At 73.3% G+C, this 15,287-nt stretch carries 12 protein-coding genes and 1 riboswitch; of the genes, 11 read left to right on the forward strand and 1 reads right to left on the reverse strand.

All coding sequences use genetic code 11. The features are described from left to right. The first annotated feature begins 6 nt into the window (after positions 1–6). The 9 genes from F9B16_RS30875 to F9B16_RS30915 all read left to right on the forward strand — a co-directional run bounded on the left by F9B16_RS30875 (position 7) and on the right by F9B16_RS30915 (position 12,737). Positions 7–1,128 (forward strand): ATP-binding protein, encoded by a 1,122-nt coding sequence (locus F9B16_RS30875; RefSeq protein WP_151543741.1) that lies wholly within the window; start codon positions 7–9, stop codon positions 1,126–1,128. Then, positions 1,125–3,932, forward strand: a complete 2,808-nt coding sequence (locus F9B16_RS30880) for a DUF5682 family protein (protein ID WP_151543742.1) — start codon at positions 1,125–1,127, stop codon at positions 3,930–3,932. Before F9B16_RS30875 ends, F9B16_RS30880 begins: the two co-directional genes overlap by 4 nt. A gap of 396 nt (positions 3,933–4,328) precedes the next feature. Continuing rightward, a complete protein-coding gene (locus F9B16_RS30885; RefSeq protein WP_192809075.1) occupies positions 4,329–4,847 on the forward strand; it encodes an ATP-binding protein in 519 nt (172 codons plus the stop codon). Continuing rightward, positions 4,844–5,674: an SAM-dependent methyltransferase gene (locus F9B16_RS30890; protein ID WP_151543744.1), complete on the forward strand. Its 831-nt coding sequence runs from the start codon at positions 4,844–4,846 to the stop codon at positions 5,672–5,674. Before F9B16_RS30885 ends, F9B16_RS30890 begins: the two co-directional genes overlap by 4 nt. Before the next feature lie 167 nt (positions 5,675–5,841). Beyond that, complete coding sequence (locus F9B16_RS30895; RefSeq protein WP_151543745.1) at positions 5,842–6,840, forward strand: hypothetical protein; 999 nt, start codon at positions 5,842–5,844, stop codon at positions 6,838–6,840. Positions 6,841–6,939: 99 nt separating this feature from the next. Further along, a complete protein-coding gene (locus tag F9B16_RS30900; RefSeq protein ID WP_151543746.1) occupies positions 6,940–7,719 on the forward strand; it encodes a class I SAM-dependent methyltransferase in 780 nt (259 codons plus the stop codon). Between the two features lie 107 nt (positions 7,720–7,826). Then, on the forward strand, positions 7,827–8,438 hold the full coding sequence (locus F9B16_RS30905) for a class I SAM-dependent DNA methyltransferase (RefSeq protein WP_151543747.1): 612 nt from the start codon (positions 7,827–7,829) through the stop codon (positions 8,436–8,438). 187 nt (positions 8,439–8,625) lie between these two features. Next, positions 8,626–9,759 (forward strand): FKBP-type peptidyl-prolyl cis-trans isomerase, encoded by a 1,134-nt coding sequence (locus F9B16_RS30910; RefSeq protein WP_151543748.1) that lies wholly within the window; start codon positions 8,626–8,628, stop codon positions 9,757–9,759. A gap of 836 nt (positions 9,760–10,595) precedes the next feature. Further along, a complete protein-coding gene (locus tag F9B16_RS30915) occupies positions 10,596–12,737 on the forward strand; it encodes a transglycosylase domain-containing protein (protein ID WP_225992080.1) in 2,142 nt (713 codons plus the stop codon). A 57-nt stretch (positions 12,738–12,794) separates the two neighbouring features. On the opposite strand, the gene F9B16_RS30920 is transcribed toward F9B16_RS30915, so the two are convergent. Continuing rightward, positions 12,795–13,178, reverse strand: a complete 384-nt coding sequence (locus F9B16_RS30920) for a hypothetical protein (RefSeq protein WP_151543750.1) — start codon at positions 13,176–13,178, stop codon at positions 12,795–12,797. Between the two features lie 50 nt (positions 13,179–13,228). Beyond that, positions 13,229–13,345, forward strand: a riboswitch (SAM riboswitch). 44 nt (positions 13,346–13,389) lie between these two features. Between F9B16_RS30920 and F9B16_RS30925 the strand changes: the two genes are divergently transcribed. Then, positions 13,390–14,688 carry an aminotransferase class V-fold PLP-dependent enzyme gene (locus F9B16_RS30925; RefSeq protein WP_151543751.1) on the forward strand — a complete coding sequence of 433 codons (1,299 nt, stop codon included), beginning with the start codon at positions 13,390–13,392 and terminating at the stop codon, positions 14,686–14,688. 149 nt (positions 14,689–14,837) lie between these two features. Beyond that, positions 14,838–15,287 (forward strand): SseB family protein (locus F9B16_RS30930; RefSeq protein WP_192809076.1); only part of this gene is annotated, 450 nt, incomplete at its 3' end.

Here is a 15,287-nt window from a genome sequence, read left to right on the forward strand (position 1 = left end):
AGAGCGATGACCGACGACATGCTGCGCGCCCCGGCCGAGGTGAAGTACGCCGAGGAGCTGGACTACCTCGAGTCGATCGACGACGGCCCGAAGCCGTTCTCGTGGCGGCTGAGCCCGCGGATGGTGCGGCTGTTCGTGCTCGGGTCCGAGCGCGCCGACGGCCTGGACCGGGAGATCCCGCAGAAGTGGTTCGGCGACCGGAGCTTCGTCGAGCGGAGCATCGTGACGCTCGCGTCCGACCGCGGCCTGCTGCTGATCGGCGACCCCGGCACCGGCAAGAGCTGGCTCGCCGAGCTGCTGTCCGCGGCGATCTGCCGGAACTCGACGCTGGTGGTGCAGGGCACCGCGGGCACCACCGAGGACCACATCAAGTACTCCTGGAACGTCTCCATGGTGATCGCCAAGGGGCAGTCGCGGGAGTCGATGATCCCCTCGCCGATCATGACGGCGATGGAGGGCGGCGTGATCGGCCGGTTCGAGGAGCTGACCCGCTCGACCAGCGACGTGCAGGACGCGCTGATCTCGATCCTGTCGGAGAAGTACGTCTCGATCCCCGAGCTGGACACCGACAACATCGTGTTCGCCAAGCCCGGGTTCTCGATCATCGCGACGGCCAACAGCCGGGACCGGGGCGTCAACGACCTGTCCTCGGCGCTGAAGCGGCGGTTCAACTTCGTCCGGATCCCGGTGGTGACGAACAAGAGGAGCGAGGCGGAGATCGTCCGGTTCCGGACGTCGGAGCTGCTGCGCCGGCACGCGATCGAGCTGGAGGTGCCGCCGTCGCTGCTGGACGTGCTGCTGCAGAGCTTCGCCGACCTGCGCGCGGCGGCCGCGTCGGCGACCAGCGACGACGAGCGGCTGGAGTCGGCGCTGTCGACGGCGGAGCAGATCGGGGTGCTGGAGGACGCGATCCTGCACAGCCAGTTCTTCGGTGACCGGACGCTGCGGTCCGAGACGCTCGGCAGCTCGCTCGTCGGGTCGCTGGCCCGCCGCAGCCCCGAGGACCTGGCGATCCTCAACAAGTTCTGGCACGGGGTGGTGGAGCCGCGCAGCCGCGACGACGACGGCGACGGCCCGTGGCGCGGCTTCCTCGACGGCGGCCGCCAGGCGATCTCGACGCTGTCGTGACGGTCTTCGAGCCGCTGCGGGAGCAGCTGACGGACGCGGCCCGCGCGTTCGGCGGGGACGCGGTCGCCGGGATCCTCACCGGGATCGTCGACGACGTGGACCGGGCGCTGGCCGAGGAGCTGGAGATCTTCCCGGTGTGCCACCACTCGCCGGCGTCGGCGCTGGCGATGGCGCGGCGGCTGCGCGACAAGCGGCCGTCGGTGATCTACCTGGAGCTGTGCGAGGACCTCGCGCCGCTGCTGGCGGAGCTGCGCAACTGCCGGCTGCCGGTGGCGCTGCAGGCGTTCGCGAGCCGGGTCGAGGGGTTCCCGGCGGCGTGGGCGCCGCTGAGCGTCGTCGCGCCGATCACCGAGGCGTCGGCGGAGTACCAGGCGATCGCGTACGCACTGGACACGCCGGGCGTGGAGATCGTGCTGGTCGACCGGTCCACCGACCACGTGTTCCAGTGGGAGCCGCGCGACGACCCCGCGCCCGGCGCCGGGCCCGCGTCCGGGGACGGCGGGGAGCCGGAGGAGGCGCTGCACGGCGACGCGGTCGGCATCGAGATCGGCGAGCTGCGGCCCGGGTTCGCCGAGCTGGAGGAGCACCTGCTGCGGCACGGGAAGGTGCGGCACTGGTCGGAGTGGTGGGACCAGTACGTCGAGCAGCCGCTGTCGGGCGCCGACTACGCCACGTACCGGCAGGTCATGGTGCTGATCGGCAGCCTGTTCCGGCGGCTGCGCCCGCCGGACGCGAGCCGCCGCGACCGCGACGAGGACCGCGAGCGGTACATGTGGACGCGGATGCGCGAGCACCTCGCCGCGACCGGCGCCGACCCGGCGGACTGCCTGTACGTGTGCGGGGCGTTCCACGCGGCGAGCCGCGTCGAGCAGTTCGGCCTCGCGTCGGACGCGGAACCGTTCGAGATCACGCCGCGAACGGGGACGCGCTGGCGGTACGGGCTGATCCCGTCCAGCCATTCGGCGATCGAGGCGCAGTTCGGGCTCGCGCCCGGGTCGGTGTCGATCGCCGCCGCGACCTGGGAAAAGGCGGTCAAGCGGAGCGGCGTGAAGCCGTTCCGGCTCAGCGGGCAGGCGGGCAAGGCGCCGCGCGGCCGCAAGGCGCCAACGGCGAAGGGCAAGGCGCCCGCGGCGCAGGACGAGGGGCCCGCCGACCGGCTGTCGGGGTTCCTGTCCGGCCCGCCCGCCCTGGACGGGTTGGACGAGGCGGAGCTGCTCGGCTGGTGCGTCGACATCGTCCGGCTGGCGCGCCGCAACGGCTACCTGGCCAGCACCGCCGACGCGATCGCGGTGTTCGAGACGTCGGTGCTGCTGGCGGGGATGCGCGGGCGGGCGCGCCCGACGCCGTACGACTTCCAGGACGCGGCCGTCACCTGCATCGAGAAGGACCGGGTGCCGGGCCGGCGGGACGTGGCGCGGCTCTGCGAGATCCTGCTCGGCGGCGATCGGATCGGCGCGGTCGGGTACGACGCGCTGCCGCCGCTGGCCCGCGACGTCCACGACCGGCTGCAGCCGCTCGGCCTGGACCTGCAGAAGCGGACCGTGCAGCGGGCGCTGCTCGACCTGCACGCCGAACCGGGCCTGCTGCCGTGCTCGGAGCTGCTGTGGATCCTGCGGCGGCTGCTGCCGGACGGCGCCGTCCGGCCGATCATGGGGTCGCGGGAGCTGGGCGACCGGCCCGTCCAGGAGAGCTGGGACCTGGCGATCGGCCGGCACCAGCGGACGCTGGTCGAGCTTGGCTACGAGGGCGTGAGCGTCGAGCAGGTGCTTGAGCAGCGGCTGAGGCGCGCCGCGTGGGGCCCGGACGCGTCGGCGGTGAAGGCGCTGGAGGCGGTCGAGGACGCGATCCTCTACCTGGGCGGCGGCCGGTTCGCCGACGAGCTCGGCGCCCGCGCGGTGGAGCTGCTCGCCGCCGAGCGGACCGTGGACGAGGCGCCCGAGGTGGTGCGGCGGATCCGGCGGCTGCTCGCGCACTACCGGGCGTCGGAGCCGGCGCTGCCGCGCTGGTGCCAGGCGTTCGTGGTGGAGGGGTACGCGCACTACTGCACGCTGCTGCCGACGGCGTTCGCGGACGAGGCGGGCGGCGTCCGGCAGGTCGCGGCGATGCTGGGGTTCCTGTTCGGGATGGAGAGCCTGGCGCTGTCGCTGGGCTGCGACCACGCGCAGCTGGAGCTGGCGGTGCGGCAGTCGCATCCGGAGGCGCCCGCGAAGGTGGCGCTGCTGTGGGCGGCGAAGGCGCAGCTCGGGCTGATGACGCGGGACGAGCTGCGCGCCCGCTGCGACGAGCTGCTCGCGAACCCGCTGGTGGTGCCGTCGTTCCCGCTGTACATGAGCGGGTTCGTGCAGGCGCTCGACCCGGCGCCGGCGCTGGCGCCGCTGGTGGTGGAGGCGATGTCGAAGGCGTTCGGGCGGCTGCCGGACGCGGTGCTGCTGCCGTGGCTGCCGAACCTCGTCGCGACGCTGCGCGAGCACGCGCGGGAGCTGGTCCCGGCGCTGGTGCGGGAGGCGGCGCGGACGTTCCCGGCGTCGCTTCCGGCGCTGGACGCGTGGACGCCGCCGTGGGAGTCGGCGGCGGGACCGGCGCCGTCCGCCGTGCCCGCCGCGTCCGGCCCGGTCGCGGACCTGCTCGCCGCGCATCCGATGACCTGCGACGCCGTGGCCGAGCTGCTCGGCCACCCGGTGGAGTGGGACGGTCCCGCGGGAGCGGCCGGCGGGGCCGAGGTGCGCGGCCTCCTGGAGAACCATCCGCAGGCCGCCGAAGCGGTCGCCGGCCTGCTCGCCCAGGCGGGCGCCGCCTCCCGCTAGCGGACCGGCGGGGGGGGGGGGGGGCGCGCCCCCCCCCCCCCCCCGCCGGGCGGGGCCGCCCCCCCCCCCCCCCCCGCCGCGCGCGGGGGGGGGGGGGCCCCCCGCCCCCCCCCCCCCCCCCGCCGCGGCGTCCTGACAGCGCCTCCCCGCCCGCCGTGACGTGGCGGATCTTGGACGGACGGTGACGGCCCGCAGCGTGCCGCAGGGCCCTTGCGCGCATGCAAGCGACGGTGACTGACCCCCGCTCCCTGCGTAAGAGTGTCTGTCGTGTGAGGCGTGCCATGGCGCTCGACGGCCGTGGCATCTCGCGCGTTCCACGTCCACGACCGACTCCCACCAGGCCGAGAGCACATGTTCGCTTACAGCCCGACACGGAGACGTGAAGCCGTCGCTGCCATGAACGCAACCGACGCGGGGACGCCCGCGCTCCTCCCGGCCGCCTCCCCCGCGCCCTCGCTGGAGCTCGGGAGCACCGCCGCCCGCAACGGCACGGCCGCTGGCCGGCTGCTCGGCGAGATCGACCTCGCCGCGACGCCCGCCGCCGTCCGCCTCGCCCGCACCTACGTCCGCGAGCTCGTCGGCCAGTGCTTCGGCGCGAGCCGCGCCGAGCTCGCCGACCTCGAACTGCTGACCAGCGAGGCCATGACGGAGTCGGTCCTGCGGTCGCGGCCGCGCCGGGACGGCACCGTCACCGTGGCCGTGCTCCACCTGGACCGGTTCGTCCGCGTGGAGATCACCGACGGGGGCGTCCCGCCGGGACCGCCCCGGCCGCCGGACGACCAGCTTCCCGGCGGCGGGCGGGGACGGGTGCTGATGCAGGCGCTCGCCGCCGACCAGGGCGCCCACCGCAACCGCAACGGGACGACGACGTCCTGGTTCGGGGTGCCCGTAGGGGAGCGGTGGAGGCGGCCGTGATCCCGGGACCGGCGCCGAGCCTGAGCCAGTGGGCGGAAGCCCCCGGCGACGGGCTTGACGGCGTCGCGTCCGCCCTGCTCCTCCGCGCCCCGAGCGTCGCGCGGATGTACGACTACTTCCTCGGCGGCAAGGACAACTACGCGGCCGACCGCGCGATGGCGGACAAGGCGCTGGACCGGGCACCGGTCGTCGCGCGGCTCGCCCAGGTGAACAGGGGCTTCCTGGAGCGCGCCGCGACCCTGCTCGCCGAGTCCGGGCTCCGGCAGTTCGTGGACGTCGGGTGCGGGCTGCCCGCGGAGCGCAACGTCGCCGACCTCGTCCGCCGCGTCGAGCCGTCCTGCCGGGTCGCCTACATCGACAACGACCCGCTCGTCCTCGTGCACGCGCGGGCGCTGCTGGCGGGCGACCCCGGCACGGGCGCGTTCGGCGGGGACGTGCGCGTCCCGGCGGCGCTGCTCGGCCATCCGGGGCTGCGCCGGCTGGTCGACTTCGGCCGGCCGGTCGCGCTGCTGCTGCTCGGCGTGCTCGACTTCGTCACGGACGCCGAGGACCCGCGCGGGATCGTCCGGACGCTGCTGGACGGCCTGCCCGCCGGCAGCCACATGGTCATCACGCACACCGAGCGGACCCCGGAGCTGGAGGCGCTGGCGGCGACGGCCCGCCGCGCCGGGCTGGCGTTCACACCGCGCGACCGCGCGGAGATCGCGGAGATCTGCGCGCCGCTGGAGCCGGCCGGCCCCTACCCGGCGGCGCTCCCGCTCGCGGACGCCGCGGGCACGGACGGCCCGCTGCCGCTCGTCGGCTGCATCGGGCGCAAGCCGGGCTGACCGCCGCGATGCTCACCACCCTCGGTCACAAGGTGGCCGCACATCCCCGCGAACCGGCCCCGCCGCCGCGCGTTTCGCTACGATCGGAACGTCGGCGACCGGCGGTTCTGGGGCGAGTGATGACAGCGGACGGCGAGCCGAAGTCCCTCTCGGAGATAACCCGGGACATGGGGCTGAACATGTCCGACGTGGCCGCGTTCTCGGGGCTCGACGAGAGCACCGTGTTCCGGCTCTGGGACAACGCGGAATGGCTCGACCGGGTCAGCGGCCGGTCCCTGCAGAGCCTGATGGCGTCCATTCCGGGAATCGCGGAGTACTCGCGGGCGCACGCGATCCGCAAGCGCCTGGACGGGCTCGTCACCGATCTCGGCTCGGAGGGCCTCGCCGTCGACCTGGACGCCCTGGAAGGGTCGCCGGTGCCGCAGCAGCTGCTGCTGAACGCCCTCGAGGCGGGGCTGCGGATCGTGCGGGGCGAGGCGAACCAGCGGACATCGTCGTTCATCGCCCGGTTCTGGGGCCGCGAGCCCGACACGGCGCTGACGGCGCTCTATTCCACCGAGCGCGGGCAGGGCCTGCTCACCGATCCCGCCAAGCTCTTCGAGTCGTCGGTCGAGCTCGCGCCGCGGCTGAACCGCAAGACCTACTCCTTCCATTCGATCCTCGCCCTGAACATCCTCACCCACCAGGTCAGCAAGGTGACCGGGTCGCTGGAGGCCGACCTCGGCTTCGAGGTGCCGGGCCGGCAGACCGCGTTCATGATGCGCGGCGTGGTGATGGGCTCCCTGATCAGTTCGGGCGACATCGAGCTGGCCGAGCGGTACCGCAGGGAACTGGACGCGACGCCGGTGTACGCGGCGCTCGAGGAATGGTCGTTCCCGACCTACATGCGGGACGGCCGGATCAGCTCCGATTTCACCCTGCCCAGTTCCCTTTCGCTGCGGAACACGGCGAACGAGGTGCTGCGGGAGATCGCCGACTACAACGACGCGTACGTGTACTACCTGGCGTCGACGTACATTCCGCTGGCGCTGAAGCGCGATCCGGCCTTCGGCGGGAGGCTCGCCGAGCTGACGCGCGCCCTGGAGGAGCGCGGCGCGGACTGCGAGGACCGGAGGATCAGAGAGACGTGCAACACCCTCGTGCGGCGGCTGAAAGAGCTGCCATAGCGGGTGCTGCGTTCTCGGGGGTGCCGCGCGGCGCATGGGCCGCGCATTGCAGGTCGCTGAGGTGAAAGGCCCGCGAGCGGGCCGGGGAATGGGGAGCCGGTGGAAGAGACGGCGGAAGCCATCGCGAATCTCACCAGGGAGCGGTGGGAGGCCAACGCGGACTACTGGGTGAAGGTGATCAGGGAGGGCCGCGACCGGTACCGCACCGAGCTCACCGACGCCGCGATGCTGGACGCGGTAGGGCCGTGCGCGGGGCTGCGGGTGCTGGACGCCGGCTGCGGCGAGGGGTACATCGCGCGGACGCTGGCCGCCGAAGGCGCCGACGTCGTCGGGGTGGACGCCTGCCAGGGGCTGATCGACGCGGCCCGGGAGGTGGCCGACACGGCGGTGGGCCCCGGGGGCGCGGGCTCGCTGTCGTTCACGCGGGCGAGCGTCGACGCGCTGCCCGTGGAGGACGACCGGTTCGACCTGGTCGTCTGCAACCACCTGTTCAGCCACCTGCAGGACCCGTCGCGGGCGATCGCGGAGTTCGGCCGGGTGCTGCGGAGCGGCGGGCGGCTGATCTCGCTGACCCTGCACCCGTGCTTCTACGTGGCGAACTCCGAGCACGGCGCGAACCGGAGCGTGCCCGCCGCGCAGTACTTCGCGTCCCGGGGGGTCGACCAGCGGTTCCTGGTGGACGGCCTGGAGTCGCCGTCGATGATCACATCGTGGCTCCGTCCGCTGGAGTTCTACTCTGGAACGCTCCGAGACAACGGTTTCGTCATCGCCGACCTCCGCGAGCCGCATCCGACGCCTGAGCAGCTCCGCGACGACCCGTGGTGGCGCGAGGGCTTCCCGACGGCCCTGTTCATGCTCCTGATCGCCGAACGCCGCTGATCCCTCCGTCCGGTCGCGGCGTGTGGTGGTCACGGGGCCGCTCGTGACGACAACACGCCGCGGCTCAACGCGGGGTGGCGGGCGGGGACGGCGAATAGGGTCGTCTCATGGAATCCCGTGGGGGCGGGGTGCCGGAGGCGCTCGCCGGGCATCCCGACAGGCTCCGGTGGAACGCCAAGTACGAGAGCGCGCCCGAGCCGACGTTCGCGCCGCATCCGCTGGCCGTGCGGGCGCTGGCCGAGGCGCCGCCGGACGGGCCCGTCCTGGACCTGGCGTGCGGGACGGCCGGGTCGGCGCTGCTGGCCGCCGAGGAGGGACGGCACGTCACGGCCGTGGACGTCTCGGAGGTGGCGCTCGACCGGCTCGGCGCGGAGGCGCGCCGCCGCGGCCTGGACTCCCTGATCACCCTCGTCCAGGACGATCTCGGCGCGTTCCGGCCCGGGACGGCCGCGTACGCGCTCGTCCTGTGCACGGGCTTCTGGGACCGGGCCGTGTTCCTGCGGGCCGCCGCGGCGGTCGTCCCGGGCGGGCTGCTGGCCTGGGAGGCGTTCACGACGGAGGCCCAGCGCGTCCGCGACGCCCTGCCGGCCGAGTGGTGCCTCGGCGAGTGCGAGCCCGCGTCGCTGCTGGACGGGGGCTTCGCGGTGCTGGAGCAGGCCGACCTGCCGGACGGCCAGAAGCGGCGTTTGCTCGCCCGGGGCCCCGCGGCAGTATCCTGACGAGTCCCTGTGTCCTGAAGAGACCATGCTCGAGGGCGAGCCCCCTGGCAGGAACGCTTCTTCCACGACGAGTGACCGGTAGATTGCAGGTCGGCCTCCTTTGCGCCGTTTTCACGCTGTTCTTAGGCCGGTGCTGGAAGGGTGGTCACTTTCGTGATGTCGTCGACCCCGGAGCGAGTGAGGAACCATGGCCGAGGATGACAAGCCGGCGGTCAAGGCGAAGATCCCTAACGCCAAGAACATCCGCAGCCCGGAGTTCACCCCGCACGGGATCAGCGCCGGGCGCGGCAGCGGGCTGAACCGGCCGTCCGCGCTGACCGCGGCCCAGGCCCGCAAGCGGCGGATCGCGACGATCGCCGGCATCGTGGTGGCCGTGCTCGCCATCGCCGGCGGCGTCACCTACTACGTGACGCGGCCCGGGCCGAAGATCGAGGTGTCCGGCAAGTTCGGGTCCGAGTCGAAGGTGACGATCCCGACGAAGCTCGCGCCGAACAAGACGCTGAAGAGCCGGACGCTGATCAAGGGCACCGGCCCCGCGATCGCCGACGGCGACACGATGTTCGTGCAGTACTCCTTCTACCAGTGGGCGAAGCAGACCGACGCCGACGACTCCAAGAAGAAGAGCACCAGCAAGAAGATCGGCTCGTCCTACGAGCAGCAGGCGCAGGGGTCGGGCGGGCCGCAGGCGCTCACCGTCGGCAAGAGCGGCGTCAAGGGCCTCGACAAGGGCCTGGTCGGCAAGACGGCCGGCAGCCGGGTGCTCGTGGAGGTCCCGCCGTCGATGGGCTTCGGCGACCAGGGCTCGCAGCTCGGCCTCGGCAAGAACGACTCCGTGGTGTTCGTCGTGGACGTCCAGGCGGTCGTGAAGAAGAACGCCGGCCCGCAGGGCGCGCCGCAGAAGCTCGACGACAAGAACCTGCCGAAGGTCGAGGACCAGGGCGCCGGCAAGGCGCCGAAGGTGACGCTCCCGAAGGCGGACGCGCCGTCCAAGCTGCAGGTCAAGACGCTCGTCCAGGGCACCGGCCCGGCGCTCGCCAAGGGCGACGACGCGGTCGTCAACTACCAGGGCCAGATCTGGAAGGGCGGCAAGGTCTTCGACTCCAGCTGGAAGAACGGCCAGCCGGCGCTGTTCCCGATCGGCACCGGCGCGACCGTGCCCGGCTTCGACAAGGGCCTGACCGGTGCGAAGGTCGGCAGCCGGGTGCTGCTGGTCCTGCCGCCGGACGAGGGCTACGGCAAGAAGGGCAACGCGCAGGCCGGGATCAAGGGCACCGACACCCTGGTGTTCGTGGTGGACATCCTCGCCAAGGTGCAGAAGTGAGCGCCCGCGCCGCGTGACGGCGCGCAGGCGGAGACGAGCGGCGGGCGCCCCCGGGTGGGGGTTCCCGCCGCTCGCGTTACCGGGGGATGCGGGTTCCCGGGGGGCGTGCGAGATCCGTCACGACAACCCGGAGGGCGCTTTGGTCGTCCTCTTAACGGGAAGCCAAGGATGTGCATTGGGCGGCCCATCGCATGGATCCCCTCAGGTATCGTCGGTAACGCAATAATCACGGGGGGCTTGTGAGCAGCACGGAAAAAGGTCAGGAAGACGGCGCACAGGGCACTACGGACGATCTTCTGCAAGGCGGAGCAAAAGCCGCTCCGGCGGGCGGATCGGACGGCGACGCGCCGCGTCCGGAGCCGGCGGACACCACCGCCCAGGCCGGCGACCCGGCCCGTGACCAGGAACGGGACAGGGCGGCCGGGCGCGCGGCGCGGCCCCCGGCCCGCCGCGCCGCCACGCTCACCGCCGACTCCGGAGAAACCACCCCGGACCCGAAATCCTCCTTGAACACCGACATATCTCAGAACGGCGACAAGGACCCCGCGGACGGCCCCGCGGCGGCCGCACCCGCCGCCGCGACCGCGCAATCCCCCGCGGCGGGAGTGCGGTCCCCGGCCACCGAAAAGGGCACGTCCCCCGATAACCCCCGGCCCGGCGGGGACGATCCGGACGGCTCCGCGGGCGCTGGTGTGAGCGGCTCCCCGGCCGGAGATACCAAGACCATGCCGGCTGCGTCGTCGAGGCAAGGAGGCCCGCCGGGGCGCGGCCCCGGCGGCGGTTCCGGTGGTTCCGGCGGCGGTCCGGGCGGCCGGGGCGGCAAGGGGCCGAAGAAGGTGCGCAGCCGCCGCGTCCGCTACCTGCGGCGCATCCTGTTCACGCTGCTCGGCATCCTCGGGTTCTTCGTCGCGGCGTTCGCGATCGCCTACATCTTCACGCCGGTCCCCTCGCCGCAGCAGCAGGCGCTCGCGCAGGGGCCCGCGTTCTACTACTCCGACGGCAAGACCCTGATCGCCAAGACCGGCATGAACCGGGACGCGGTGAAGTTCGACCAGATCCCGAAGAGCACCCGCGACGCGGTCATCGCCGCCGAGAACCGCAGCTTCTACCAGGACCCGGGCGTGTCCGTGCAGGGCACCGCGCGGGCGTTCTGGTCCACGGCGACCGGCGAGCAGCTGCAGGGCGGCTCGACGATCACCCAGCAGATGGTCCGCAACTACTACGGCGGCATCGGCAAGGAGCGCTCGGTCACCCGCAAGCTCAAGGAGATCATGGTCTCCCTGAAGGTCGGCCGGGAGAAGTCCAAGGACTGGATCCTCGAGCAGTACCTCAACACGATCTACTTCGGCCGCGACGCCTACGGCGTGCAGGCCGCCGCGCACGCCTACTACAACAAGGACGTCAAGGACCTCACGCCCGCCGAGTCGGCGTACCTGGCCGCCGCGATCCAGCAGCCGAGCAACTTCGCCGACCCGACCGGCCAGCACCGCGTGTACGCCGAGCAGCGCTGGCACGCGGTGGTGAACAACATGGTCCGGGACGGGGCGCTGTCCCCCGCCGACGCCGCGTCGATGCAGTTCCCCATGCCCGGCAAGGAGAAGATCACCGACGTCCTCAAGGGCCAGAAGGGCTACATGGTCAACCTGGCCAAGAAGGAGCTGGAGGAGCGGCGCGGCTACACCGAGGACGAGATCAACCGCAGCGGCCTGAAGATCACCACGACGTTCGACAAGCGGCTGATGGACGCGGCGAAGCAGGCCGTGGAGAACAACGTCCCGGCCGGGATGAGCAAGAAGATCCGGACCGGGCTCGTGTCCGTCGACCCGAACACCGGGCAGGTGCTGGCCTTCTACGGCGGCCGCAACTACCTGACGGAGGCGGCGAGCAGCGCGTTCTACGACACCGCGCAGGCGGGGTCGGGCTTCAAGCCGATCGCGCTGGCCGCCGCGCTGGAGGACGGCAAGAGCCTGTCCGACACCTACGACGGCAGCTCCCCGCAGTACTTCGGCGGGCACTCGATCAAGAACGACAGCGGTGAGAGCTTCGGGAACATCAACCTCGTCACCGCGACCGAGCACTCGGTCAACACCGCCTACGTGAACCTCGGCCAGGACATCGGCAACGACAAGATCGCCGCGATGGCGGAGAAGCTCGGCATCTCGGCGTCGCAGATGACGCCGGCGCAGCGCGCCGCCGCGTCGTTCCCGCTCGGCGTCGTGTCGCTGCACCCGGTGCAGCAGGCCGGGGTGTACGCGACGTTCGCCGACGAGGGCGTGTTCCGGCAGCCGTACGTGGTGAAGTCGGTCACCGACAACGAGGGCCAGACCCGCAAGTTCGCCGAGAAGGGCGACCGGGCGTTCGGCACCCAGGTCGCGCGGGACGCCACCTACGCGATGCAGCAGGTCGTCCAGGGCGGCACCGGCACCGGCGCGCAGCTGCCCGACGGCCGCGACGTCGCCGGCAAGACCGGCACCACCGACGAGGGCCGCGCGATCTGGTTCAACGGGTTCGTCCCGCAGATGGCGACGAGCGTGGCGATGTTCCGCGAGGACAACAAGGCGCTGAACATCCCCGGCTACGGCTCGTACGGCGGGCAGCTGCCCACCCAGATCTGGCGCTCGTACATGACCGACGCGGTCGACATCAAGGGCTACGACCCGAAGTCGTTCGGGTCGCCGTCGGAGACGCCCGGCAGCGGCTGGGGCAGCCCGTCGCCCGGCGGCGGGCCGAGCACCGAGGGGCCGAGCACCGGCGGCCCGTCGCACCGCCCCTCCGGCGGGACGGACGGGCCGCGCGACCCGAAGCCGCCGACGGACCTGCCGACCATCATCCCGACGCTGCCCGGCGGTGGCGGGAACGACGGCGGAGGCGGCAATGACGGCGGCGGGAACGACGGCGGCGGCACCGGCGACGGGGGCGGCACCGGCGACGGCGGAGGCACGGGCGACGGCGGCGGCACCGGCCAGATGTTCAACTGACGACGCGAAGGGGCCCGGTGGTTCGCCGCCGGGCCCCTTTTCGCGTGTCACCCCCCGCTACTGCGCGCACGCCTTCCCGATGCGGGCCGGCGCGTCGTTCATCGCGGCGCTGAGCTGCGACGCGTCACCGGTGCCGACGGTCGCGGCGGCGGCGCGCAGCCGCTGCGACTCGGCCTGCAGCGCCTTCTTCAGCGCCGCGTCGTCGGCCTTCTTCGCCAGCCCGTCGATGCGGGCCGCGAGCCGCTGCGTCGCCTGCCCCCACTGCGCGGGCTCCGCCGCCGGCACGCTCCGCACCTGGGTGACGTACTGCTGGAACGCCTTCTTCGTGTCGGTGCACACCTGGCCGGAGTTGCCTCCCAGCGCCCCGCACGCGCCCAGCAGGCCGGACGCGCCGAGCATCACCACGCCCCCGGCCAGCGCCCGAACCACCCCGTACCGCATCGCACCCTCCCACTTGATCTGCCACAGGCTCCGCATATACTTCCGCACTAGGTCATGAGCGCCAGCGCCAAGCCCCGGCTCGCTGGCCGGCAACCCTTCGTCCGCGATGGGGTGCCCCGGGTGAGGACCTGGCCGGACGCGGGACCGCGTTCCGGCAAGCGCGGATCCCGCAGGCACGGCCCCGGGGTCCCTGACCCCGGAAGGAACCGGCATGCCCGCCACGCTCGCCCCCGCCCCGTCCCGCTCCCCGTTCACGCCTGCTGAGACGCCCGGCACCGCGCCGGAAGTTCGCGCCTTCCCGCGTGTGATCGGCGCGGACGCGCCCGTCCCGCTGGACGACGGCCGCCAGGTCCCCTACGCCAACCTCGACTACGCGGCCAGCGCGCCCTGCCTGGAGGCGGTGCACGAGGCGATCACGCACGCGCTGCCGTACTACAGCAGCGTGCACCGCGGCGCCGGATACGCCTCGCAGGTCACGACCGAGGCGTACGAGCGCGCGCGCGAGACCGTGCGCGAGTTCCTCGGCGCGTGGCGCCGCGCCGCCGTCGTGTTCACCCGCAACACCACCGACGCGATGAACCTGCTCGCGCACGCCGTCCCGTCCGGGACGAGCGTCGTCGTGTTCGAGTCCGAGCACCACGCGTCGCTGCTGCCGTGGAAGCGGCCCGTGCGGCTCCCCGTCCCCGCGACGCCCGCCGAGGCGATCGACGCCGCCGACCGCGCGCTCGCCGCGACCCCGGTCGGCGCGCGGCTGCTCGTCGTCACCGCCGCGTCCAACGTCACCGGCGAGCTGTGGCCGATCCGCGAGCTCGCGCAGGTCGCCCGCCGGCACGGCGCCCGCATCGCGGTGGACGCCGCACAGCTCGTCCCGCACCGCCCGCTCGACATGACCGCGCTCGGCCTCGACTACGTCGCGTTCTCCGGCCACAAGCTGTACGCGCCGTTCGGCGCGGGCGTGCTCGCCGGACGCGCCGACTGGCTGCGCGCCGCCGACCCCTACCTCAAGGGCGGCGGCGCGAGCGCGTCCGTCGCCGACACGGTCCGGTGGGCGCCGGGCGCCGAGCAGCGGCACGAGGCCGGCACCCCGAACGTCCTCGGCGTCATCGCGCTCGCCGCCGCCTGCGAGGCCCTCACCGCCGCCGGCTGGGACGCGCTCGCCGCGCGCGAGGAGCGGCTCCTCGCCCGGCTCCGCACCGGACTCGCCGCGCTCCCCCACGTCCGCGAGCTGAATCTGTGGGGCGACCGGTCGCCGCGCGTGGGAATCGTGTCTTTCACCGTGACCGGCTGGAACGCGCGCGACGTGGCGCTTACGCTGTCCGGGGAGCACGGCATCGGCGTGCGGGACGGCAAGTTCTGCGCGCACCCGCTCGTCCGGCACCTGCTGGGCGGGGACGGCGCCGCCGGCTGCGGCGGCGAGGGGGCGGCCGTCCGCGCGAGCTTCGGGATCGGCACCACCGAGGAGCACATCGACCGGCTGTGCACCGCGCTGGCACGACTGGCACCGCGCTGACCTGCGGACTCGCCCGCAAGCACAGACGTTTATGGCCTTTGGTCCTGTTCGCCCCTGTAGCGTAGGCAGTCGCGCTACTTCCCGCCGGACCTCCCACCGGGACCCGGCGGGTCGGGGACGAGCACGGACGAAAACAGGGGGTGGCGGCGGTGGCCGACGCGTGGCGACCCACGTCGGAACTGGAACGCCGACTGGAGGAGAGCGTACGGGCCGGAGACCAGGAGGGCTACTTCCGCATCCTCGCGGGCAGCGAGCTCGTGGTGCCCGTCCCGGACGACGCCGTCGACGGCGTCCTCGCCGGGCGGGCGCGGCCCGCCTGGCCGACCCGCGAGGAGGACGGCCGCGTCCACGTCCTCGCCTACACCTCCGCCGCCGCGATGCGCGCCTGCCTCGGCCCGTCCTGGCGGCACTTCATGACGCTGCGCTTCGGCGACCTCGCCGAGACCTGGCCCGACGCCCGCTGGTGGCTGGCCGTCGACGCGCCCGGCCACCCGGGCGGCACCCCGCTGCCGATCGAGGCGCGGATGCCCGCCTGGTTCGTCCGCCAGGTCGCCGACGGCGACGGCCGGCCGCCGCAGGTCGGCCGCGCCGACGTCCCG

This window comes from Actinomadura montaniterrae (assembly GCF_008923365.1).
GTDB classification, from domain to species: Bacteria; Actinomycetota; Actinomycetes; order Streptosporangiales; family Streptosporangiaceae; genus Spirillospora; species Spirillospora montaniterrae.